The sequence below is a fragment of the Buttiauxella sp. AC038 genome (assembly GCF_979253565.1).
Genome location: NZ_CEEDCQ010000001.1, coordinates 1,733,242 through 1,757,545 on the forward strand (window position 1 = coordinate 1,733,242; position 24,304 = coordinate 1,757,545).

The 24,304-nt window shown below is 50.6% G+C and carries 14 protein-coding genes and 2 pseudogenes; 9 read left to right on the plus strand and 7 right to left on the minus strand.

Annotated features, from left to right (window positions below; genetic code table 11):
* Nucleotides 1-101 precede the first annotated feature (101 nt).
* From mdtC to AC0IXI_RS08285, 3 genes are read right to left on the minus strand one after another with little or no spacing between them, the layout of a single operon-like run.
* Nucleotides 102-3,182: a multidrug efflux RND transporter permease subunit MdtC gene (gene mdtC / locus AC0IXI_RS08275; protein WP_413498598.1), complete on the minus strand. Its 3,081-nt coding sequence runs from the start codon at nt 3,180-3,182 to the stop codon at nt 102-104.
* Entirely contained in the window at nt 3,179-6,304 is a 3,126-nt protein-coding gene (locus tag AC0IXI_RS08280) for an MdtB/MuxB family multidrug efflux RND transporter permease subunit (RefSeq protein WP_471682226.1), read from the minus strand. The genes mdtC and AC0IXI_RS08280 overlap by 4 nt, the downstream gene beginning before the upstream one ends.
* Nucleotides 6,304-7,554: an MdtA/MuxA family multidrug efflux RND transporter periplasmic adaptor subunit gene (locus AC0IXI_RS08285; protein ID WP_471682227.1), complete on the minus strand. Its 1,251-nt coding sequence runs from the start codon at nt 7,552-7,554 to the stop codon at nt 6,304-6,306. The genes AC0IXI_RS08280 and AC0IXI_RS08285 overlap by 1 nt, the downstream gene beginning before the upstream one ends.
* A 178-nt stretch (nt 7,555-7,732) precedes the next feature.
* Here AC0IXI_RS08285 and AC0IXI_RS08290 point away from each other — a divergent pair.
* A pseudogene (locus tag AC0IXI_RS08290) lies at nt 7,733-7,873 on the plus strand (transcriptional regulator); the annotation flags it as partial.
* 30 nt (nt 7,874-7,903) lie between these two features.
* Here the strand turns inward: AC0IXI_RS08290 and yegD are convergent.
* Nucleotides 7,904-9,262: a molecular chaperone gene (gene yegD, locus AC0IXI_RS08295; RefSeq protein WP_471682228.1), complete on the minus strand. Its 1,359-nt coding sequence runs from the start codon at nt 9,260-9,262 to the stop codon at nt 7,904-7,906.
* Between the two features lie 132 nt (nt 9,263-9,394).
* Here yegD and alkA point away from each other — a divergent pair, with 132 nt between their 5' ends.
* The gene (gene alkA, locus AC0IXI_RS08300; protein ID WP_471682229.1) at nt 9,395-10,240 is read left to right on the plus strand and encodes a DNA-3-methyladenine glycosylase 2; all 846 of its coding nucleotides are present in this window, start codon (nt 9,395-9,397) and stop codon (nt 10,238-10,240) included.
* Nucleotides 10,241-10,247: 7 nt separating this feature from the next.
* Here the strand turns inward: alkA and AC0IXI_RS08305 are convergent, their stop codons facing one another.
* Nucleotides 10,248-13,580: a diguanylate cyclase gene (locus AC0IXI_RS08305; protein WP_471682230.1), complete on the minus strand. Its 3,333-nt coding sequence runs from the start codon at nt 13,578-13,580 to the stop codon at nt 10,248-10,250.
* A gap of 356 nt (nt 13,581-13,936) precedes the next feature.
* Between AC0IXI_RS08305 and udk the strand changes: the two genes are divergently transcribed.
* The 3 genes from udk to asmA all read left to right on the plus strand — a co-directional run bounded on the left by udk (nt 13,937) and on the right by asmA (nt 17,179).
* Entirely contained in the window at nt 13,937-14,578 is a 642-nt protein-coding gene (gene udk / locus AC0IXI_RS08310; RefSeq protein WP_064512250.1) for a uridine kinase, read from the plus strand.
* Nucleotides 14,579-14,730: 152 nt separating this feature from the next.
* On the plus strand, nt 14,731-15,312 hold the full coding sequence (gene dcd, locus AC0IXI_RS08315) for a dCTP deaminase (protein ID WP_064512248.1): 582 nt from the start codon (nt 14,731-14,733) through the stop codon (nt 15,310-15,312).
* Nucleotides 15,313-15,334: 22 nt separating this feature from the next.
* Entirely contained in the window at nt 15,335-17,179 is a 1,845-nt protein-coding gene (gene asmA / locus AC0IXI_RS08320) for an outer membrane assembly protein AsmA (protein WP_413498592.1), read from the plus strand.
* Between the two features lie 101 nt (nt 17,180-17,280).
* Here the strand turns inward: asmA and AC0IXI_RS08325 are convergent, their stop codons facing one another.
* Both AC0IXI_RS08325 and AC0IXI_RS08330 read right to left on the minus strand, forming a co-directional pair.
* A complete protein-coding gene (locus AC0IXI_RS08325) occupies nt 17,281-18,279 on the minus strand; it encodes a hemolysin family protein (protein WP_471683214.1) in 999 nt (332 codons plus the stop codon).
* A 33-nt stretch (nt 18,280-18,312) separates the two neighbouring features.
* Nucleotides 18,313-18,860 (minus strand): annotated as a pseudogene (locus AC0IXI_RS08330) (TerC family protein); the annotation flags it as partial.
* A 735-nt stretch (nt 18,861-19,595) separates the two neighbouring features.
* Between AC0IXI_RS08330 and AC0IXI_RS08335 the strand changes: the two are divergent.
* The 4 genes from AC0IXI_RS08335 to wcaA all read left to right on the plus strand — a co-directional run bounded on the left by AC0IXI_RS08335 (nt 19,596) and on the right by wcaA (nt 24,302).
* Entirely contained in the window at nt 19,596-20,729 is a 1,134-nt protein-coding gene (locus AC0IXI_RS08335; protein WP_134185384.1) for a polysaccharide export protein, read from the plus strand.
* A gap of 6 nt (nt 20,730-20,735) precedes the next feature.
* Nucleotides 20,736-21,179, plus strand: coding sequence for a low molecular weight protein-tyrosine-phosphatase Wzb (wzb, locus tag AC0IXI_RS08340; RefSeq protein WP_064512241.1), 444 nt, complete (start codon nt 20,736-20,738; stop codon nt 21,177-21,179).
* A gap of 2 nt (nt 21,180-21,181) precedes the next feature.
* The gene (wzc, locus tag AC0IXI_RS08345) at nt 21,182-23,350 is read left to right on the plus strand and encodes a tyrosine-protein kinase Wzc (protein ID WP_134185386.1); all 2,169 of its coding nucleotides are present in this window, start codon (nt 21,182-21,184) and stop codon (nt 23,348-23,350) included.
* Nucleotides 23,351-23,465: 115 nt separating this feature from the next.
* Entirely contained in the window at nt 23,466-24,302 is an 837-nt protein-coding gene (wcaA, locus tag AC0IXI_RS08350) for a colanic acid biosynthesis glycosyltransferase WcaA (protein ID WP_064512236.1), read from the plus strand.
* Nucleotides 24,303-24,304: the final 2 nt, after the last annotated feature.

Here is a 24,304-nt window from a genome sequence, read left to right on the forward strand (position 1 = left end):
TTTCGCCCAAATCACTTACTCAAGTAAGCTCATCGGGACTCATTCACTTGCGGCCTTGCTGCAACTCCAATTATTTTGGATATTCCAGTGCCATGGGATGATTAATCCGTTGTCGCAAGACGATCATTTTTACGCGCAAAGCGCATCCGCAGGCGGTCAAAGAACAAATACACCACCGGCGTGGTGTACAGCGTCAATAACTGGCTGACGACTAAACCGCCAACGATGGTTATCCCAAGCGGCTGGCGCAGTTCCGCACCGTCGCCGCTGGTGAGCACTAATGGCAATGCACCGAAAAGTGCGGCCAGCGTGGTCATCATAATCGGGCGAAAACGCAGCAGACAGGCCTGGAAAATCGCCTCTTCCGGTTGCAGATTGCCGTTACGCTGCGCGTCGATGGCGAAGTCGACCATCATGATGGCGTTTTTCTTCACGATACCAATCAGTAGCATGATGCCAATGAGCGCGATTAAGCTAAACGGCGCGCCAAATATCTCCAGGGCTAACAAAGCACCAACGCCTGCAGAAGGCAGGGTGGAGAGGATTGTCAGCGGGTGAACGTAACTCTCATACAAAATCCCCAACACGATATACACCGTGGCGATGGCGGCAATAATCAGCAAAACCTGGGATTTCATGGTGTCCTGGAATACCTGCGCGGTTCCCGCGTACATCCCGCGCACGGTTGAAGGCACGCCTAATGCCGTCATAGTGCGGTCAATGGCATCACTGGCTTCCGATAACGACACGCCAGTAGGCAAGTTAAATGACACGGTGGAGGCGGCTGATAACCCCTGATGGTTAACGGCAAGAGGCGCGTTTGCCGGTTGCCATTTGGCAAAATACGAAAGCGGGATGGCTTTGCCTTCTTTATTGATAACGAACATTTGGTCCAACGCGCTGATGTCCTGGGTGTAACGCGGGTCGACTTGCATCACCACTTTGTACTGGTTAAGCGGCTGGTAAATTGTCGAAATCTGCCGCTGGCCAAAGGCGTTATTTAACAGATTATTGGCATCTTGAACGCTTATGCCCAACCGTGACATGGTTTCACGGTCATAAATCAGATCCATTTCTGCGCCGTTATCCTGGCTATCGGAGTTCACATCAGCGAGCTGTGGCAGTTTGGCCAGCGCCTGGCGTATTTTGGGCTCCCAGGTGCGCAGATCGGCCAAATTATCCGACAGCAGCGTGTACTGATAACTGGCATTGGCCTGGCGTCCGCCGACACGAATATCCTGCACGGCCATTAAGAACAGGCTCGCACCGGGTTCTTTTGCCAGTGATTTACGTAAACGATCGATAACCTGTTGTGCCGTCTCTTTACGCTCAGAAAGCGGCTTTAATGAGATAAACATCATGCCGCTGTTTACCCGTGAACCACCGGTGAAGCCCGTTACATTGTCCACCGCCGGATCATCCCGGACGATTTTCATAAAGTCCTGTAACTTCCCACGCATCGCCTGAAATGAAATGCTTTGGTCGGCCTGAATGTTGCCCATCAAGCGCCCGGTGTCTTGTTCAGGAAAGAAGGTTTTTGGAATCGCGATATACAGCCAGATATTCAGTGCGATGGTTGCCAGCAGCACAACACCCACCAATTTCGTATGGTTTAGCACCCATTTCAGCGAACGCCCATAACCTTGTTGCATCGCGACAAGTACGCGTCCAAATCCACGGTTACGGGTTGGGGTATGCTGCGGTTTATTCTTTAATAACCAGCCACACATCATCGGTGTAAGCGTAATCGACACCACCAGTGAGATACCGATGGCGACTGAAAGCGTGACTGCAAATTCTTTAAACAGCCGGCCTGGCAAGCCACCCATTAATAGCAAAGGCAGGAAAACGGCGACTAACGACAGGCTCATCGACAACACGGTAAAACCAACTTCGCGTACGCCCTGAAGTGCTGCCTGCAATGGTTTCACGCCCGCTTCTAGATGGCGGGAAATATTCTCCAACACCACTATAGCGTCATCCACCACAAAACCGGTGGCGATGGTTAGCGCCATTAGCGACAGGTTATTGAGGCTAAAGCCGCACAGGTACATAGCGATGAAGGTGCCGATGAGCGACACCGGAACCGCGACTGCGGGTATCAGTGTTGCGCGCCCGGAGCGCAGGAACAGGAACACCACCAGAATCACAAGTGCGACCGAGATAACCAACGACTGCTCGACTTCAGCAAGAGAGGCACGAATGGTTGGCGAGCGATCCTGGGCGATTTGCAAATCGATCGACGCAGGAATCGTTTCACGCAACTCAGGGATTTTCGCCCGGATCCTGTCAACCGTCTCGATGATGTTCGCTTCCTGGGATTTGCGAATCATCAGCAAAATCGCGGGTTTCGCGTTGGTCATCCCGGCGTTACGCACGTCCTGTACTGAATCGGTGACGTTAGCGACATCACTCAGTTGTACCGCACCACCATTGTTGTAGTGAATGATTAACGGCTTATATTCCGCTGCGGTTTTTAGCTCATCGTTTGTCTGCAATTGCCAGCGCTTAGAACCATCTTCCACAGCACCTTGCGGACGGCGCACGTTAGCATTGTCGATAGCGGTGCGGACGGCATCGAGCGAAACGCCCTGGTTGAATAGTGCTTGTGGGTTGAGATCCACACGCACCGCAGGCAATGAACTGCCGCCGACATCCACATCGCCCACACCATCAATCTGCGAGACGGTCTGCGCCAGTTGTGTGGAGGCGAAATCGTAGAGCTGGCCTTGCGAAAACGTATCGGAAGTTAGCGTCAGGATCATAATGGGTGCATCTGACGGGTTAGCTTTGCGATAGGTCGGGCGGCTTGGCATTCCGCTTGGCAGCAGGCTTTGCGCGGCGTTTATCGCGGCTTGCACATCACGCGCTGCTCCGTTGATATCGCGGTCAAAAGTAAATTCCAGAATGATACGCGTGCTGCCAAGCGAACTCGATGAGGTCATCTCATTCACGCCAGCAATACGCCCGAGTGCCCGTTCAAGTGGTGTTGCCACTGACGATGCCATGGTTTCAGGTGAGGCACCCGGCAGTGAAGCGCTGACCATAATAACCGGGAAATCCACCTGTGGCAGCGGAGCCACAGGCAGCAGGCGAAAGCCCAACACGCCGCACAATGTGATGGCGGCGGTCAGCAGAATGGTGGCGACGGGCCGGTAGATGAACAGTGCAAAGAATTTCACAGCACTTCCTCATCACGACGACCAAAGCGGCGGCGCACCGCATGCGACAGGTTATCAAACAGCAAATAGATAACCGGCGTGGTAAACAGCGTTAATACCTGGCTCACCAGCAGACCACCGACCATGCCAATCCCCAGCGGGCGGCGCAGCTCCGCACCCACACCGGTTGAGAGCATCAACGGCAATGCACCTAGCAGGGCGGCGAGAGTCGTCATTAGAATCGGACGGAAACGCAGTAAACAGGCCTGGTAAATCGCATCGTACGGTTTCATGCCTTGTTCACGCTCCGCCGCGAGGGCGAAGTCGATCATCATGATGGCGTTTTTCTTCACGATGCCGATAAGCAAAATGATGCCGATAATGGCAATCACATCCAGTTCGGCTCCTGCTAGCATCAACGCGAGTAATGCGCCTACGCCCGCAGTTGGCAGTGTCGACAGGATAGTTATCGGGTGAATGAAGCTTTCGTATAACACGCCAAGCACGATGTACATCGCCACCACTGAGGCCACGATCAGCCAGATGGTGCTGCCTAATGCCGCCTGGAAGGCGAGGGTGCTGCCCTGGAACTCAGTGGTGATATCAGCAGGCATGGCGAGCTCTTTTTCCGCTGCTGTAATCGCTTTAACCGCATCTTCCAGTGAATGACCTTGAGTGACGTTAAACGAGAAGGTACTCGACGGGAACTGATCGAGATGGTTTATCGTCAACGGGGCAAAACGCTGCTCGATTTTAGCAATGCTACTTAACGGCACGCTGCCGCCGTCAGTGCTGGCAAGGCGAATATTATCCAACCCGCTCAGGCCAGGAGTGGTGCTGGTATCGTGCTCAAGCACCACGCGATACTGGTTGGCCTGCGTATAAATAGTGGAAATCAGGCGCTGACCAAATGCGTTATAGAGCGCGTTATCGACATCTGACATGGAGATACCAAGGCGGCTGGCACTGGCCCGGTCAACATTCACATAGGCCACAAGCCCTTGATCCTGCCAGTCGCTGCTGACATCAGCCAGTTGCGGCAATGCTCGCAATTTTTCAGTTAATTGCGGCACCCAAGTGCTCAGCTCGTCGAGTGAGGTTGTCTGCAAGGTGAACTGATACTGCGTACGGCTAACTGTGGTATCAATGGTTAAGTCTTGCACCGGTTGCAGATAAAGCTCGACCCCCGGCACTTTTGCCACGTTAGTTTGCAAACGCTCAATCACCACTGGAATACGGTCGTCACGGTCGCTTAATGGTTTGAGGTTAATTTGCAAACGTGCACTGTTCAGAGACGGATTGGTACCATCCACTCCTATAAATGAGGTCAGGCTTTCTACCGCAGGATCTTTCATTATCACATCTGCAACCTGCTGTTGGCGCTGCGCCATGCTGGCAAAGGAGACAGATTGCGGTGCCTGTAAAGTGCCCTGAATAATGCCGTTATCCTGGATCGGGAAGAACCCCTTCGGGATGAAAATCCACAGTACAACGGTGAGTGCCAGAGTGCCAAAAGCGACTCCCAGCGTTAGCCATGGGTGGTCTAATACGCGGGTTAACATGCGCCCATAACCGGCAATTACGCGATCGAAGAAGCGCTCACTGGCGCGGGAGAAACGGTTCTGTTTACGCAGTGATTCGTGGCTTAACATCCTTGCGCACATCATTGGTGTCAGTGTCAGCGACACCACCGCCGATATCAGAATCGCAATAGCCAGCGTGACGGCAAATTCCCGGAATAAGCGGCCCACAATATCGCCCATAAACAGCAGTGGGATCAGTACTGCGATAAGCGAAAATGTCAGGGAAATAATGGTGAAACCAATTTCACCGGCACCTTTTAGCGATGCGGCCAGTGGTTTTTCGCCTTTTTCGATATAACGCGAGATGTTTTCGATAACCACAATCGCATCATCGACCACAAAACCGGTAGCGATGGTTAACGCCATCAGCGTCAGGTTGTTTATTGAGAAATCGAGAAACACCATCACCGCAAAAGTCCCGATCAATGACAGTGGCACTGCAACTGCCGGGATAATGGTCGCCGGAACGTTACGCAGAAACAGGTAGATAATCATGACAACCAGCGCGATGGCGAGCATCAGCTCATGCTGGGTATCGGTAACGGAGGCGCGGATGTTGGTCGTGCGGTCGCTGAGCAGTTTGACTTCAACCGATTTCGGCAGGCTTTTGGTTAGCGCGGGCAACATCGCACGAATGCTGTCGGCGGTGTCGATAATATTCGCCCCCGGCTGGCGCTGCACGTTCATCACTATCGCCGGTTGCTTGTTCGCCCACGCGCCAAGCCAGGTGTTTTCTGCCCCTTGCTCAACGGTTGCCACATCGCCAAGACGAATTGGCGCACCGTTCTGATAAGCAATGATCAGGTTGCGATACTCTTCAGCCGACTGCATTTGGTCGTTTGCTGAAAGCGTAACGGCGCGCTCCGGGCCATCCAGACTGCCTTTTGCTGAGTTAACGTTGGCGCTGGTAATTGCTGTGCGCACGGTTTCGCTGGTTAAGCCAAGTGCGGCAATCGCCGGGGCGTTAAGTTTCACGCGCACCGCCGGGCGCTGGCCGCCGGAAAGCGTCACCAGACCAACACCGGAAACCTGGGAGATTTTCTGTGCCACGCGCGTTTCTACCATGTCTTCGACTTGGGTCATCGGCATGGCAGTTGAGGTGACAGCGAGAGTCATAATTGGTGGATCCGCTGGGTTTACTTTGCTGTAAACCGGCGGATTCGGCAGGTCGGTTGGCAACAGGTTTGTGGCGGCGTTAATAGCGGCTTGTACTTCCTGTTCGGCAACATCCAGTGGCAACGTGAGTTGGAATTGCAATGTTACAACCGATGCCCCACCGGCACTTTGTGATGACATCTGTTTGAGGCCCGACATCTGGCCAAACTGGCGCTCAAGAGGCGCGGTAATTGCTGATGTCACTACATCCGGGCTGGCTCCAGGGTAAAGCGTTACCACCTGAATTGTTGGGTAATCCACTTCGGGTAATGCAGACACAGGCAAGAAGCGATAGCCAATAATCCCGGCCAGCAAAATGGCCACCATCAAAAGTGTGGTGGCAACTGGCCGTAGGATAAACAGGCGCGATGGGCCACCTGTGGAGCTCGGTGGTAACACCTGCATCAGGAGGTCGCTCCGTTACGTTTGTGTTTTGGTGCGGCTTCGGTGTTGCTCTGCGGAGAGCTTGATTTCGCTGATTGTGCCTCGACAACTTCCACTTTCGCCCCTTCAGTCAGGCGATCAATTCCGTCCGTTATCACTTGTTCACCTGCAGAAAGGCCCGCGGTGATAACGACTTTCTGGCTATCCTGAATGCCGGTAGTCACCAGGTGTTTGCTGACTTTATCTTCGCTATTGAGCACCCAGACAAAGCTGCCTTCATTGCCCATTTGTACCGCAGCAGTGGGAACAACCACGGCATCTTGTTGGGTATCCACCAGCATGCGTGCGTTAACAAACTGGTTTGGGAACAGTGCATCGTCTTCATTATTAAAGCGGGCTTTGAGTTTGATGGTGCCAGTGGTGACATCAATCTGGTTATCCAGACTTAACAGTGAGCCGCTGCTGAGCTTCTGCTTATTAGTACGATCCCAGGCTTCAACACTCAGCGTTGCTCCTGCCTTTTGCGCTTTAACCACGGTCGCTATATCACCTTCAGGCAGGGTAAAGATCAGGTCGATAGGATGTGTTTGGGTCAGCACTACAATCCCGGCGGTATCACTGCTGGAGATCTGATTGCCAACATCGACCTGTTTTAACCCCACGCGGCCATTGATTGGTGCGGTGATTCGGCTCCAGTCGAGCTGCAACTGAGCGCTGGCAACGGCGGCTTCATCAGCTTTAATCGTGCCGACAGATTCATTGACTAATGCTTGTTGCGCGTCTAATTCCTGACGTGACACGAGATTGGTTTTAACCAGTTGTTGATAACGCGCCAGGTCACGGCGTGCATTGGCAAGTGTTGCCTGATCTTTTGCTAACTGGCCCTGTGCCTGGGCAAGGGTGATTTTGAACTGGCTTGGATCGATTTCAGCCAGTAAATCACCTGCTTTTACCTGCTGCCCTTCCTGGAAGTGGATCGCCAGTAATTGCCCATCCACGCGGCTGCGCACAGTAACGGTGTTCGCGGCAGTTATAGTGCCAAGACCTGTGAGATAACGCGGTACAGATTCACTGGTCGCCGTTGCGGCCTGAACCGGCGCTAATGCACCGCCGCGCATCCCTTGGCGGTTGCCGGCATGGCGCTGCTGAGTTGATTGCGAACCTGCGGTGTCATTACCCGTGCTCGAATGGCGCCAGTAAAAAATGGCGGCGATAACGACAATGACTGCTGCTGCAATCCATAACCCACGTGCGGTGAATGTGCCTTTCATAGATTTACGTCTTCTCTTCCTGAAACGATTATCCCCGTCGTACTCAGGGGTTAGGCCTAATGATACTAGTGTAGTGAGTTAAGGCGGCGGAAAAATGGAGGAAATATGGAGTACTGTATGGATAAGTCTGAGATGGCGGTTTTTTACGAGGCGGCTCGTAAGGTTATGGTCGTTAAGTAGCCAGCCAGCCGTCACGGCAATTGAAAAACGCGGCAATGAAGTCAAACTGGGGACACTAAAGCGTTATATCGAAGCGTTGGGTGGCAAGCTTTCACTGCAAATTGAGTTTCCGGATGGCGTTAAACAGCTAAAGATTTAAAACGCCGCAGGTTTCCCCACGGCGGTTTGATTAATCGCGGAACACCACATCAGCCCAACGGGCCAGGCCTGCGGTAACGGAGCCGAAATCATCGCCTCCCGCCAGCGGAATACCCGGTAATTGCTGAGCCAATGCATGTTTCAGCAGTGGTGAGCGAGCACTACCACCAGTGAGATAAATCACATCCGGTTTCACGGCACTGTTTTCCAGCGCAAGTGTGACTTGCTCGAGAATACGTTGCAGTGGCTGACTGATAGCACTTTCCAGATCCGGTTGAGTAATCTCGCAGCCCAATTCTTTACTGATAAACGGCAGCATGGTGGCGACTTGCTGACTATCGGAGAGCGCGATTTTACTCTCCTCTGCAGCACGCACCAGGCGATAGCTAAGGCGCTGGCGCCAGACCTTTTGCAGGAATGCCACTTTTTCAGGTTCACGTGAATCGCGCACCAGTTCGTTAAGCATGCGGCCATTGGCACTGCTGTAAAAATCGTTTTGTGCCGGGACGTCGCTTATTGCGACCGCGTTCCACCACGGCAATACCGGCAAGGCGATACCTTTTTCGGTTTGTCCGCCCATACCCAGTAATGGGGAAAGCTGTTTAAAGGCCAGCATAATATCCAGATCGTTACCGCCAACTCGGCAACCACTGTGGCCTAATAGGCTTTGTTCGCGATCACGACGAGCACGCCATTGCGGCCCCATCAGCAATACTGAGCAGTCAGTGGTACCACCGCCGATATCGACGACTAAAACCTGTTTTTCTTCGTTTAATGTGGCTTCAAAATCAAGTCCGGCCGCAACCGGCTCAAACTGAAACACCACATCTTTAAAACCAGCCCGATGAGCTGCGCGGTCAAGGATCCCTTGAGCCTGCCGGTTTGCTTCATCACCACCTAAACCCTGGAAGTTAATCGGGCGGCCGATCACAGCTTGAGTAATCGGCTCGGCAACCTGGCTTTGCGCCTGATTACGGATATGTAGCATCATCGCGCAGACTAAATCTTCGAACAAAGCGACTTGCTGAGGTTTTAGGCCTGTAGCGCCGAGGAAGGATTTGGGTGATTTAACGAAGTAAACTTCTTCCGGGTCTTCCATGTACTGGCGCAGGGAACTCAAGCCAAATTGCACACTGTTAGGCAAGACATCGATATCTTCTTCGCGATTAAAGGATACCGCGCGACGCAGCAATGCCTGGGTTTCGGTGCCAGTGGCAGGAACCTCGTGATGGCGATATAGCCATTCACTTACTGATTCACGTGTCGGAGCGCACAACATTGACGGAAGCAGTTTTGAGCCGTTCTCCATCTCCAGCGCCTGTGGAACGCCGTCACGCATTACTGCTACCGAGCAGTTTGCAGTACCATAATCGAAGCCAATAAATTGCATATAATCCCCATGCCGGTGAAGAAGGGGGCGACTTTAGCGGAATGTGAAGCATCGGGCAACTGAATATCAAAGCAAGGCATTATTAGTGGCGTGCACCTATGCTATTGCGATAGTTAACGACAGGAAGAGACAATGTATCAACTGGAGTACAACCCACCTTACGACTGGAAGTGGATGTTTGGTTTCCTGGCCGGGCGAGCGGTTAGTGGCGTCGAGATTGTCACAGATGAGAATTACTGCCGCAGTTTTGCTTTAGGGAAGTATCAAGGGTTAGTTACGCTTGAGCCCGATGAGAAAGCCTGCCAGCTAAAAGTGACGCTGAGTACGGGTCTGGAGCCGGTTGCCGATGAGGTTTTGCAAAAAGTGAAACAACTGCTCGACCTTGACTGTCAGCCCCATACCATTCTTGAAAGTCTTGGGGATTTAGCGACTGCACGTCCTGGCCTTCGTTTGCCAGGTTGCATGGACACCTTTGAGCAGTCTGTTCGCGCCATCCTGGGGCAACTGGTGAGCGTAGCAATGGCAGCAAAACTTGCCAGTAAACTGGCGCAGGTTTTTGGTGAACCGCTGGTGGATTTTCCTGATTGGCGACTTTTTCCCACCCCTGAACGACTGGCATCGTTGAGCCCTGAACAGCTAAAGCCGCTTGGTATGCCCTTAAAACGTGGTGCTGCGATCATTCATCTGGCGCAACAAATGGTAAAAGGCGAGTTTCCACTCCATAGCCCTGTGGATGTTGAGCAAGGTGTGAAAACGCTTGTCACTTATCCAGGGATTGGACGCTGGACGGCAAACTACATTGCTTTGCGTGGTTGGCAGGCAAATGATGTTTTCTTACCAGACGACTATCTGATTAAGCAGCGATTTCCAGGTATGACGCCAACTCAAATTCGCCGTTACGCCGAACGCTGGAAGCCCTGGCGCTCCTACGCGTTATTGCATATTTGGTATAGTGAGGGCTGGGTGCCAGGTACTTAATAGCGAATTAATTAATCGCGAAATAACTGGTGTTCAGCAGTATTTCCAGCGGGGTTGGTTGAGTCACTGCCTCACCGAAAATAAGGTCGATGCCAATGCCTGAGAGCGTATCCATCACCATTGGCATATCGGCAGGTCCTGCGATCGTTTGCAATGATTGACGCTGGGCGTGGCCATGAATGATGGTCACCATCATTTCATCCATCAGATTGCAGTGAACATTACTAATCAGTTCTTCATCCACAATGATGTAGCTGAAACGCTGGCGAGAGACGTGTTTAAAGATATCCAGGTCTCGACCAACGTGGCTTAGGATCAACTGGCATCCACTATCGCGCAGCCTTTTCAGGTTACTGTCTATCTTCTCATCATCACTTTGCAACACTTCGCAATTGACCATCAGGTGTAACAGACGAGCAGGTAGTGGGCTACGGGATAAGCCTCTTAACAGTTCGTCGACAACTTTATCATTCGCAAGGCCCGGGGAAGAAATAGGAAGCGCGATGCCAAAACCTTTGCTTGCTACTTGTTGAGAAAACTTGCTGAAGAATTCGTTAAAAACCCTCAGGTCGAGAGCGCATTGCAACTCTTTGTCGGTAACGGCTGTGCGGAAAGGGGACTCATCAATCACGACATTATCACTTCCCCAGAAGCGTAACGACACCACATAAAAACTGGTTGATTCCGGAACGCGTGGCGGGGCAACGCCTCTGGCTACCATCAGGATCGGGTTCTCGTTGATGATGCGCTTTTGCTCATCGACGGTCATATGTTGATCTTCTTTGCGAATCTCATGCTGAGAAGATTCAAAGACGGTCACGCGGCCGCGGCCACCATTTTTCGAGGCATAACAAGCGATATCGGCCTGAGAAAGCACTTCAGAAGCAATTCTGTTATCGGCATCAATTTGGGTTATACCTGCGCTGGCGCCAATGCGGTGCAAACGCCCGTTCCACGTAAAGTGATAGTCATTAATGCTTTGGATAATACGCTCAGAAATATGGCGCGCATTGTCAGAAGAGCAATCCGGGAGCAACAAACCAAACTCATCACCGCCCAGACGAGCCAGAAAATCACCTGTTCGCAACATGCTTAGCATCAAAGAGGAGAGCTCGCGTAGCAGCGCATCGCCCGCAGCGTGCCCTGCGGTATCATTCACTGCTTTGAAACGATCGAGGTCGATAAACACGAGAGCATGGCGCTGGCGATTTTCTCCAGCACTCTGCAGCAAACGTTTGAGATGGTTTTCGAAACTGACACGGTTTGCCAGGTGTGTCAGCCCATCATGTGAGGCACTGTAGCTCAACTGTTTAAGCATTTTACGCGATTCGGTGACATCCTGAATGACCAGCACCGAACCGATGCTTTGCCCGTCCAACGTTGTTAGCGGGGTGATGCTGTAGTGGATATCGTAGCTGCCGCCGTTGCGGCAATGCAGAACGACATCGTGCTCGATGGTCGTTCGCGCATAATCACCACTATGAATATTCTCCATCACGGGCCCGGTGTCGCCAAACGTGATGTGCAGAATGGCCAGAATATGCTGACCGATTGCCTGCTGTTGTGGCCAGCCGCTGAGTTTCTCGGCAATAGGATTCATAAAGGTGATATTCATATCTACATCGGTACAAATGACCGCTTCACCTATCGAGTCAAGCGTGATGTGTAGACGTTCTTTCTCCTGATACAACGCTTCGTTCAGCTGTTTAACTTCCGTCATATCCATGTTGATGCCGAGCAGGCGCTCAACATCACCATTTTTATTCAACACCCGGTTTGCGAGTGAGCGAATATGGCGGATACCTTCTTTGACATGAATACGATATTCCATCTTGAAAGGCACTCGAGCCTGCAAAGCATCGCGAACTGTTTTCTCAGCCATTGGCGCGTCATCGGCGACGATACATTCAAGCCACAGAGCGTAGGTGGGTTTTACATGCGCCGGGACTTCATAGAGATCAAACATACGTTTGTCCCAACTGATTACATCGCTGCCAAGATCCCATTCCCAGATACCGATGCCACCCGCTTCATTGGCAAGTGTAATGCGCTCCATCAAGCGTTTATTCACCCACTCGGTATGCTTGAGATCATTAATATCTTCAATCTGCGCGATTAAATAGAGCGGGGTGCCGTCAATGTCACGCACAATAGACACCGCCAGCAATGCCCATACGACATCGCCTTTGCTGGTGTAATAGCGTTTTTCCATCGAATAGCTGTTGATACTGCCACTCACCAGCATATTGAGTTGCTGTAAATCAGCGTGTAAATCTTCCGGATGGGTTATCTGCTGGAATGTCAGTGAGCGTAGTTGTTCGGCGCTATACCCGAGGAATTTGCAAAGCGATTTATTGACCTGCAACCACTGGCCATCGGTTGATACCAACGCCATACCGATGGCGGAATACTCCATCGCGTTACGGAAACGCGCTTCGCTTTCGGTGATGTGTTTACGCTCCTCTCGAAACGAATACATCACCATTGTCATCACATTAGCTGGCAATAAAATCATCAGGAACGGCAGCCAGGGGGCGTTATTCATGATGTCCGTGTGCGGTTGCATGTCTACCGTGCTATTGGTTGCCATCATCAAAGAGACAACCATTAATGTGGCCAGGAAAATAACAAAAGCTTCCAGACGTGGCAGGCGAATAGCACTCCACATCAGAAAAACAATAATAAAGGTAAATGGCCACGGCATATAACGCAGAGCAAGATAGCTAAGTGTCAGGGTGATAACAAAAGTGAATATTGTTTCTAATAATAGTTTCGGATTTTTATGGCGTAATAAATAGCTTGGTTTAAACAATAATGCTGTTGGAACTAACGCTAAAGTACCGATAGTTTCGGATAAGATCCAAACGAAAAAAGTTTTAGCGATGTTTCCACCATCAGGACCCGCCAACCAAACTGCCAGCACGCCGCCAATAAGAGGGGGAACTATTGCACTGCAGAAAACCAGGCGAACCCAATTATTGAGGTTTTGCAATGGGTTAATTTGCGTGAGGAAACGCCGCATTAACGATGCACCAAACAATGCCTCGATAATATTTATAGCGCTGTAGCCAAGATTAATTTCATGTATGGGCTGCAAAATAGCGGAAGCGCAAAGACTTCCGAGAGCACATACCACAATGATCATTGGCCATTGACGGACTGGATTACGGAATAAGGCCACCATCATGATGGATGTTGGGAACCAAAGCGGTGCTAAAACAGTACCGACCAGAGATAATTCCAGGGAGTACAAAGTGAATATAAAGCTTAAAAACCCCAACCCCGCAGGCAGAATGAAGGAAGGCATTGCGATTAACTCTTTTGTGCTTTGTTTGATCATTACCGCAAATCCGTTAAGGCGTGCCGCCAGGTGCCATGCCCGGATGCAAATAAAAAGATAAGTTTCGGTTTTATGCTAGTACAAACAATTTACAATTCCTATGCAGGTCGGTCATAATTTAACATCAAGAAGTAATAAAAAGTGTTATTTGACATACTTATTTTTACCATTCGTTAATAACCATTCTTATGCAGTGGTTATTGATTGACTTCCATCTACCTGCTACCAGCCAGTTAAAATCACCCTCGCGTGTGCATTACTCTGGTATCAGCGGGCGGATCTCCCTATAATTGCCGCGTTTGACGTCTTTTGCGTCGCCCTTCCTCAACATTTAAGTCAACAAGGCTCGTTACAACATGACTGACAAGTCCCATCAATGCGTCATCATCGGGATAGCCGGTGCGTCGGCTTCAGGAAAAAGTCTTATTGCCAGCACGCTGTATCGCGAACTGCGCGATCAAGTTGGTGATGAACACATTGGTGTCATTCCAGAAGACAGTTACTACAAAGACCAAAGCCATCTTTCGATGGAAGAACGAGTTAAGACCAACTACGACCATCCAAACGCGATGGATCACAACTTGCTGTTTCAGCATTTACAAATGCTCAAATCAGGTAACCCTATTGAGCTGCCTGTCTATAGCTATGTTGAACATACCCGTACCGGTAACTCTGTTCATTTAATGCCGAAGAAAGTCATCATTCTGGAAGGGATTTTGTTGCTGACGGATGCCCGTCTGCGCGAAGAGATGAACTTCTCCATTTTTGTTGATACGCCGCTGGATATTTGCCTGATGCGCCGTATGAAACGCGATGTTAATGAACGTGGCCGTTCAATGGACTCTGTGATGGCCCAGTATCAGAAAACCGTTCGTCCTATGTTTTTACAATTCATCGAACCTTCCAAGCAGTATGCCGATATTATCGTGCCGCGCGGGGGTAAAAACCGTATCGCCATTGATATCCTCAAGGCAAAAATCAGTCAGTTCTTTGAGTAATCTTCAGACATAACAGCCTTTCGCGGACGAGTTCTACTTATTCGCTCGCAAAAACGTAATGAAATCCCGGTATTTACCCTTCGTAGCGTGGCTATCTTAGCCCCGCTGTGGCAGGGTAAACAAAACTGAGCTTGAGATAAGGAGCATCACTGATGCGTTTGTGTGACCGCGATATAGAAGCCTGGCTCGATGACGGGCGCTTAACGATTACCCCTCGTCCGCCAGTTGAACGCATTAGCGGTGCTACTGTCGATGTGCGTTTGGGGAACAAATTCCGTACTTTCAGCGGCCATACGGCACCGTTTATAGATTTAAGCGGTCCAAAAGATGAAGTGACCGAAGCTCTGGAACGCGTCATGAGCGACGAAATCGTCCTCAATGAAGGCGAAGCATTCTACTTACACCCTGGAGAACTGGCTTTAGCGGTAACGCTTGAGTCCGTAACGATACCTGCTGATTTAGTCGGCTGGTTAGACGGTCGTTCATCTTTGGCGCGTTTGGGTCTGATGGTCCATGTAACCGCACACCGTATCGATCCAGGCTGGCATGGCTGCATTGTTCTGGAGTTCTATAATTCCGGTAAGCTGCCTTTAGCCCTGCGCCCTGGTATGATGATTGGCGCTTTGAGTTTTGAACCGCTTTCAGGCCCTGCCGCACGCCCTTACAACAGTCGCCAGGACGCGAAATATCGCGATCAGCAAGGGGCTGTGGCGAGTCGTATTGATAAGGACTGAGTTGCATCTCTATGGGGATTGTATGAGACGATTACTTACCACGCTGATGATTTTGCTGGTTGTGCTGGTTGCCGGCCTTTCTGCGTTGGTGTTATTGGTTAACCCCAATGATTTTCGTGCATATATGGTAGGCCAGGTTGAAGCTCGCAGTGGCTATCAACTGGATTTAGACGGGCCGCTGCGTTGGCACGTCTGGCCACAACTTAGTATTTTATCAGGACGTATGTCATTGACCGCACCAGGCGCTAGCCAGCCCTTGGTACGAGCCGACAATATGCGCCTTGATGTTGCCTTATTACCTCTGCTTTCTCATCAGCTTAAGGTTCACCAGGTGATGTTGAAAGGTGCAGTAATTCAACTCACTCCCCAGACAGAAGAGCGCCGTGCCAAAGATGCCCCTGTCGGGCCGTCATCCCCCACGCCTCCACCTGATGAAGACAGCGGTTGGTCTTTTGACATAGCTAAACTCAAAGTTGCCGACAGCGTGCTGGTTTTCCAGCATGCTGATGACGAGCAAATTACGGTGCGCAATATCAATCTGCAAATGGAGCAGAATGAGCGAAAACAAGCGCACATTGAACTGAGCAGCCGTATTAATCGTGACCAACGTGATTTGACCTTGTCATTGGTGGCTGATCTTGATGCCAGCAATTATCCGCAGCAACTCAGTGCCAATATCTCCAAACTCGATTACCAACTTCAAGGTGCAGACCTTCCTGCTAAAGGGGTTACGGGCAGTGGAACCTTTGCTGCACGTTGGCTTGAACCACAGCGCCGTCTTGAACTTAATCAGCTGCAACTGACTGCCAATGATAGCGACTTGCAAGGTAATGCCAGTGCTGTGCTGGAAGACAAAACTCAGTGGGTAATCGATTTACGCTCAAGTAAATTGAATCTGGATGGCCTGGTTGCTGGCAACTCAGTGACGAATGTCAACGTGCAGCAACAGGCACAGCAGCAAAGTGCGCTACCACGTCCGATCATTGCTTCCGGGGTCGAAGAGACCAACTATCAGAGTCTGCGCGATTTTACTGCCCAGGTTAATATTGCCGCGTCGAGTGTGGTGTGGCGAGGGCTGGATTTCACCGATGTTCAAGCGGCAATAACTAACAATTATGGCTTGCTAACGGTTTCTGAACTGATGGGGAAATTTGGCAAAGGGAGTATGTCATTCCCGGGCGAGCTTGATGCACGCCAGAGTCAGCCGCAACTATCATTTAGCCCAAAAGTTGAAGACATAGAAATTGGGCCGATTCTGACTGCGTTTAACTATCCAATCGCGTTGTCTGGATTGCTATCGATGGAAGGGGAGTTCAGCGGTGACAGACTCAATGCCGAAGCTTTCCGTCGTAGCTGGCAAGGGGATGCGAGCATAACAATGCTACATACCACAATGCAGGGTATGAACTTCCAACAGCTAATACAGCAAGCAGTAACCCGTAGCAATGATGATGTTCAGGCCCAGGAAAATTATGACAATGTCACCATGTTGGATAATTTCTCGGCGCAGGCAAGCCTCGATAATGGCGAGTTATCCCTCAAGAAAATGGTTGGCGCATCTTCCATGTTGGCGCTGACAGGCGCGGGGACTCTTGATCTTGTTAAGCAGCAGTGCGATACCCGCTTTGATGTCACCGTAGTTGACGGTTGGAAAGGGGATAGCAAGTTGATTGAGGTGCTGAAAACCACCCCAATCCCGCTGCGAGTATATGGGCCATGGCAGAAGTTGAATTACTCTTTGCAAGTGGACCAGGTACTGCGTAAGCAGTTGCAGAGTGAAGCAAAACGTCGCCTGAATGACTGGCTGGGCAAGCATAAAGACAGCAGCAAAGCGAAAGACGTTAAAGATTTGCTAGATAAGCTTTAGTAGTCATTTCAATCGTCGGATGTTGCTACACTAATCTCTCCTACAAATACTGTATTTCGTAGGTCGGATTAGCGCAGCGACATCCGACTTTTTTATTTAAATCACACCTCAAAATCCATCTCATCGTCGCGGGTCTTCGGCACAATTTGCACCTTCTGTACGCGATGGCTTTCCACCTGCAATGTCCGCAACAGAAAATCCCCTACCTGAACAGCTTCTCCTGTTACCGGAATATGTTGTAACGCCTCCATCAGCAGCCCAGCAATCGTGTGATAGTTACGTTTATCATCCAGTGGTATTGGCACATACTGCACTAAGTCTTCGAGCGGCATATGACCGTTTGCGGTCCACGTCCCATCAGGGTTTTTCTGAATATCATGGCGCGCGTCTATCTCTTCAGCTTCATTGGGCAAGTTACCGGCAATGGTTTCCATCACATCACTCAATGTCACCACACCTTCGACCGAGCCAAACTCATCAACCACAAAGGCAAAGTGGGTTCTGGCGTTGCGGAACTGCTCGAGTGCGGCCAATAAAGGCAGTGTTTCAGGGAAGACAAGCGGTTGGCGAATTAACACTTCGAGGTTGAGCGGTTCGCCTTTGAGTGACTGCTGGAGCAAATCAATGACGTGTACTACGCCCAGAATCTCATCGCTCTCACCAGTTATTACCACGCGTGTATGCTGGTTCTTATCAAGCAAGGCTCGTATTTGTTCTTCCGGGTCGGCCAGTTTAATGTGTTCGACATCGTGACGTGATGTCATGATGCTGCTCACCGTGCGCTGGTTGAGATTAAGCACTCGTTCAATCATCAGCCGCTCTTGTGGCTCAAATATCTCATCTTGCCGGGCGTGGTCAGCAATCAGCGATGCGGTTTGAGCATCCAGTTCAGCCTCTTCCTTCTTACCATTCAACAAACGCAGCACCGCTTCGGCGGTGCGTTGGCGCAACGATTGATCGGCAGATAGAAAGCGGCGGCGGTTGAATATTGCCAGCTGGTTTAAACTTTCAATCATCACCGAGAACCCGATAGCAGCGTATAAATAGCCTTTCGGGATATGGTAGCCAAAGCCATCTGCGACCAGGCTAAAACCTATCATCAGCAGGAAACTCAGGCACAGAATCACAATAGTAGGATGGTTATTCACGAAGCGCGTGAGTGCTTTACTGGCGAGCAGCATCAGGCAAATCGCGATTATCACTGCGGCCATCATCACGGGCAGATGGTCGACCATGCCCACGGCGGTTATCACCGAATCGAGGGAAAAGACTGCATCCAGAATGACGATTTGTGCGACCACGGGCCAGAACCGTGCACCGCGCCGCTGCGTGTGGTTTTCGCTATCTTTGCCCTCAAGCCGTTCGTTGAGCTCAACAGTCGCCTTAAATAAAAGGAATAACCCACCAAAGAGCATGATCAGATCACGGGCGCTGAATCCGAGTTCGCCCACGCTGAATAGTGGCCGTGTCAACGTGACCAGCCATGAAATGGAGGCCAGCAACAGTAAGCGCATCAACATGGCAAGAATGAGCCCGGTAACGCGTGCTTTGTCGCGTTGAGAAGGGGGAGCTTTTCGGCAAGGATAGCGATAAACACCAGGTTATCGATACCGAGGACCAGTTCAATAACGACTAACGTTATCAATCCGGCCCAGATTGAGGGGTCGGCAATCCATTCCATGCCTTAATGCACCTCTTGTTAGATGACAAACGTCACACTTAAAGGATGGTTAACCGCGCGGGAAATTGCAATGCCGCAGGGTGGGATAAATCATGTTGCCCTTTAAATGTTAAATATTGCCTGGTTAATTCCATTTAATCACTAAGGTAAATTATTAATTATTTTTTAATAATGGTTCAGTGGTTCTTATTATAATGAAATTCACATGAGATATATCTGTATATCACATTGTGACTTATCACTTATTCATATTCTGTCAATATAAAGAAATTCCTAAACGTGTGTAAATGTGCCGTTAATATTATTCTTAAAAGTCCCTGTCTGGTTCGGTGGAACCTTGCCTGATATAGGGTTAGCTGTAACAATCGATATCGGTGTCTGATATTAGATGTATTTTTTATATTCGCTGAAGCTGTGATATTTAACCTGGTGCCATAGGGCTTATCTCCAGAGAATTATTCTTTGGGTTTACTTCCTGGAATCGTTACTTCTTATAAATTGTCTTTTTTCAGTAGGTTGGTGACTGTAAACCAGGGGCGGTAGCATGCCCGAAGGCCAGAGAATAAGCCTCGGTTATTCTGTCGCCATCATGATGTCTAAATAAGTGCTTTTTAGGAATTATGCCATTTAGTTAGATCTACATTTGGGGCCAATTTTATATCTCACTGATAAGCCTAACGAGCCACTTATTTTATTCGATCAGGATAATTACTCTGCCATAGTGATAAATACTCAATGATTAAATACAAACTTAAATTGATGCCTTTATTGGTGTCAGTAGCCCTTATGAGTGGTTGCACAGTACTCCCCGGTAGCAATATGTCTACGATGGGGAAAGACGTTATCAAGCAACAGGATTCAGATTTTGATCTGGACCGCATGGTCAACGTGTATCCGTTAACGCCGCGTCTGGTTGAGCAATTACGTGTACGTCCGGCGGTCGCACAGCCAAATATGTCTCTCGACCAGGAGATCTCCGCCTACCAATACCGTGTGGGGCCAGGAGATGTTCTGAATGTCACGGTCTGGGATCACCCAGAACTCACCACTCCAGCAGGCCAATACCGTAGCTCAAGCGATGCGGGTAACTGGGTACAGTCAGATGGCACCATGTTTTATCCGTATGTCGGCAAAGTAAAAGTCGCGGGTAAAACCTTGTCTGAAATCCGCAGTGATATTACCGGCCGCCTTGCGACGTACATCGCTGACCCGCAGGTGGACGTTAATATCGCTGGCTTCCGCTCGCAAAAAGCCTATGTCTCAGGTCAGGTGAATAAATCCGGCCAGCAGGCCATTACCAACGTACCGCTCACTATTCTCGATGCTATCAATGCCGCAGGCGGTCTGACTGATGCCGCTGACTGGCGCAATGTGGTGCTGACGCACAACGGCCAGGAAAAACGGATTTCCCTGCAAGCGCTGATGCAAAACGGCGACCTGAGCCAGAACCATCTGCTTTATCCCGGCGACATTTTATTCGTGCCGCGCAATGACGATCTGAAAGTGTTCGTGATGGGTGAAGTGAAGAAACAAACCACCCTGAAAATGGACTTCAGCGGCATGACGCTGACCGAAGCGCTGGGTCAGGCCGAAGGTCTGGATATGACGGCTTCCAATGCCAGCGGCATCTTCGTGATTCGCCCAATCAAAGAGAAGCAGGGCGGCAAAATCGCCAACATTTATCAGCTCGATATGTCGGATGCGACGTCGCTGGTGATGGGCACCGAATTCCAGTTGCAACCTTACGATGTGGTGTATGTGACCACAGCACCTGTCACGCGTTGGAATCGTCTGATCAACCAACTGCTGCCGACGATCAGTGGCGTTCGTTATATGACGGATACCGCCAAAGATATCCATACCTGGTAACGCGCTATGTTCAACAAAATTTTGGTTGTCTGTGTGGGGAATATTTGCCGTTCCCCAACCGCTGAGCGGTTACTCAAAAGCTATCACCCGGAGCTGACTGTGACTTCGGCGGGGCTGGGGGCTTTGGTCGGGAAGGGGGCTGATGCTGGTGCCATTCGCGTCGCCGAGCAGCATAACCTCTCCCTTGAGGGGCACTGTGCAAAACAGGTTTCCGGCAAAATGTGCCGCGAATACGACCTGATCCTCGCCATGGAAAAACGCCATATCTCCGCACTTTGCGAAATGGCTCCAGAGATGCGCGGCAAAGTGATGCTGTTTGGTCACTGGGATGCGGAACGGGAAATTCCCGATCCGTATCGCAAAAGCCACGACGCTTTTGAAGCGGTTTACGGTCTTCTGGACCAGAACGCCCAAAAATGGGCTAACGCACTCAACGCTCATCAGGGATAACAATGACAGAAAAAGCACGCCGTTCGAGCGCCCCGACTGAGGGCAATGACGAAATCGATATTGGCCGATTGTTCGGAACGGTCCTTGAAGCCCGTTGGTGGGTTCTGGGGATCACCGCCATCTTTGCGATACTTGCCACCATATATGCCATGTTCGCCACGCCAATTTATAAAGCCGATGCACTGGTGCAAATCGAACAAAACGCCGGTAATTCGTTAGTCAACGACATCAGCTCCGCGCTATCTAACAAGCCGCCTGCTTCCGCTGCCGAGATGCAGCTGATTCAGTCGCGCCTGGTATTGGGTAAAACGGTCGACGATCTTAACCTGGATATTTCAGTCGAAAAAAATAGCTTCTGGTTATTAGGTGCGGGCTGGGACAGGCTGCAAGGCCGCCAGAACGATACCGTTGTTGTTGATACCTTTAACCTCCCGGCAGGGCAGGCCAAAAATGTATTTACTGTGGAAGTGGTTAGTCCAACACAGTATTTGCTGACTAACGACAACGGTTTTAGCGCCAAAGGGCAGGTGGGTCAGCCACTGAGTCAGGGCGGCATCACGATGTTAGTGAGCGCGATTAAAGCGCAAGTGGGCGATACCTTTACCGTTAATAAATACTCAACGCTTGGCATGATCAATCAGCTTCAGGGCAACCTGACCGTGGCTGAAAACGGCAAAGATACCGGCGTGTTAAGCCTCTCTTATACCGGTGAAGACAAAGACCAAATCCGCACTATCCTCGACAGCATTACGCGTAACTACCTGGCGCAGAACGTGCAGCGTAAATCGGAAGAAGCGGCCAAAAGCCTGCAATTCTTAGCGCAGCAGTTGCCGGAAGTCCGCAGCCGCCTCGATGCTGCCGAAAATAAACTGAATGCCTATCGCCAACAGCAAGACTCGGTTGACCTGTCACTGGAAGCCAAATCCGTGCTCGACACCATGGTGAACATTGATGCGCAGCTCAATGAATTGACCTTCAAAGAGGCGGAGATTTCCAAACTCTATACCAAGGTTCACCCGGCTTATCGCACCTTACTGGAAAAACGTCAGACGTTGCTCGATGAAAAAGCGCGGCTGAACGGGCGTGTTACCGCGATGCCGAAAACGCAGCAAGAAATCGTGCGTTTAACGCGTGATGTCGAGTCTGGTCAACAGGTATACATGCAGCTGTTGAACAAGCAGCAAGAGTTGAAAATCACCGAAGCCAGTACCGTGGGTGATGTGCGTATCGTCGATGCGGCCATTGCTCAACCAGGCATGGTGAAACCGCAGCGTGCCCTGATTATTCTCGGCAGCATTATTCTTGGCCTGATGTTGTCCATCATGGGCGTGCTGTTACGCTCCTTGTTCAACCGTGGTATCGAAAGCCCAGCGGTACTCGAAGAGGCCGGGATTGGTGTGTACGCCAGCATCCCACTTTCTGAATGGCAGAAATCGCGCGACAACGCCACGGTGCGCAGTGTTAAAGCGGCGAAGCGCAATAAGCAAAGCCAACTACTGGCGGTGGGGAATCCGACGGATCTGGCCATTGAAGCGATTCGCAGCCTGCGTACCAGCCTTCATTTCGCCATGATGCAGGCATCCAATAACGTCCTGATGCTGACAGGTGTTAGCCCGTCGATTGGTAAAACGTTTGTTTGTGCCAACCTGGCTGCCGTGATTAGCCAGACCAATAAGCGTGTTCTGCTAATCGACTGCGATATGCGCAAAGGTTATACCCACGAACTACTAGGCACCACCAACAACAACGGTCTGGCAGAAGTGCTCTCAGGCCAGGCAGAAATTACCCGCTGTGCGCAAAAAACCTCCGTACCCAATTTTGACCTTGTGCCGCGCGGTGTCGTGCCATCGAACCCTTCCGAATTGCTGATGAGCGAGCGCTTTGCGGAGTTAATCGCATGGGCAAGCAAAAGCTATGACCTGGTGTTGATTGATACCCCGCCGATTCTCGCCGTTACCGACGCCGCTGTTGTGGGTCGCCATGCGGGCACCACGCTGATGGTGGCGCGCTACGCGGTAAATACGCTCAAAGAGGTCGAAACCAGTCTCAGCCGCTTTGAACAAAATGGCGTCACCGTACGTGGTGTGATCCTCAACTCCATCTTCCGCCGTGCGGCAGGGTACGAGGATTACGGTTACTACGAGTACGAATATAAATCTGATGCTAAGTAATCAGGCATCAACTGGCGGATGACGTTTTGCTTATTCGCCCTACAAATCTCGCCGTAGGGTGGATAAGCGATAGCCCCATCTACCAATAAATAAAAACGATTTCCGGGGGAGCGCCATGAAACGCCCACTTATCTCTATTTATATGCCGACATGGAACCGCCAGCAGTTGGCTATTCGCGCCATCAAATCGGTGCTGCGCCAGGATTATGAACACTGGGAAATGTTAATCGTTGATGACTGCTCTTCCTCTTTCGAGCAGCTTCAGCGCTTTGTTGATGAGCTGGGTGACCCACGCGTGCGTTATACCCGCAATGATTTCAATTCGGGTGCCTGCTCAGTGCGCAACCAGGCCATCTGTAATGCCACGGGTGAATTAATTACGGGTATTGATGACGATGATGAGTGGACGCCAAACCGCCTGTCGGTATTCCTGGAGCAAAAACACCAATTGGTGACTCATGCATTTCTCTACGCCAATGACTATGTCTGTGAAGGCCAGGTCTATTCGCAGCCCGCAAGCTTGCCGCTCTACCCTAAATCTCCATTCTCATTAAAGCTGTTTTACAAGCGCAATATCATAGGTAATCAGGTGTTTACTTATGCTGACCGCTTCAAAGCTTGCCTGTTCGATACCACTCTCGCGGCGGCTCAGGACTACGATATTTTCCTGCGTATGGTGGTGGAGTATGGTCAGCCGTGGAAAGTGGAAGAAGCTACGCAAATTTTGCATATCAATCACGGTGAAATGCAGATCACAAAATCACCGAAAAAGTTTGCCGGTTACTTCCATTTCTATCAAAAGCACAAAGATAAATTCGACCGTGCCAGCAAGAAGTATCAGCTATTTACCCTTTACCAGATCCGCAACAAGCGTATGTCGTTACGCACATTATTAGCGCTCTTGAGCGTGCGCAATACTAAGCGTCTGGCTGACGGATTGCGGGGGAAATAACG

Coding starts and splice junctions, on each gene's coding strand:
- udk (WP_064512250.1), top strand. CDS start 13,937: ATGACTGACAAGTCCCATCAATGCGTCATCATCGGGATAGCCGGTGCG.
- dcd (WP_064512248.1), top strand. CDS start 14,731: ATGCGTTTGTGTGACCGCGATATAGAAGCCTGGCTCGATGACGGGCGC.
- AC0IXI_RS08285 (WP_471682227.1), bottom strand. CDS start 7,554: ATGAAAGGCACATTCACCGCACGTGGGTTATGGATTGCAGCAGCAGTC.
- AC0IXI_RS08305 (WP_471682230.1), bottom strand. CDS start 13,580: ATGATCAAACAAAGCACAAAAGAGTTAATCGCAATGCCTTCCTTCATT.
- AC0IXI_RS08335 (WP_134185384.1), top strand. CDS start 19,596: ATGATTAAATACAAACTTAAATTGATGCCTTTATTGGTGTCAGTAGCC.
- wzc (WP_134185386.1), top strand. CDS start 21,182: ATGACAGAAAAAGCACGCCGTTCGAGCGCCCCGACTGAGGGCAATGAC.
- AC0IXI_RS08280 (WP_471682226.1), bottom strand. CDS start 6,304: ATGCAGGTGTTACCACCGAGCTCCACAGGTGGCCCATCGCGCCTGTTT.
- asmA (WP_413498592.1), top strand. CDS start 15,335: ATGAGACGATTACTTACCACGCTGATGATTTTGCTGGTTGTGCTGGTT.
- wcaA (WP_064512236.1), top strand. CDS start 23,466: ATGAAACGCCCACTTATCTCTATTTATATGCCGACATGGAACCGCCAG.
- AC0IXI_RS08325 (WP_471683214.1), bottom strand. CDS start 18,279: ATGATAGGTTTTAGCCTGGTCGCAGATGGCTTTGGCTACCATATCCCG.
- wzb (WP_064512241.1), top strand. CDS start 20,736: ATGTTCAACAAAATTTTGGTTGTCTGTGTGGGGAATATTTGCCGTTCC.
- yegD (WP_471682228.1), bottom strand. CDS start 9,262: ATGCAATTTATTGGCTTCGATTATGGTACTGCAAACTGCTCGGTAGCA.
- alkA (WP_471682229.1), top strand. CDS start 9,395: ATGTATCAACTGGAGTACAACCCACCTTACGACTGGAAGTGGATGTTT.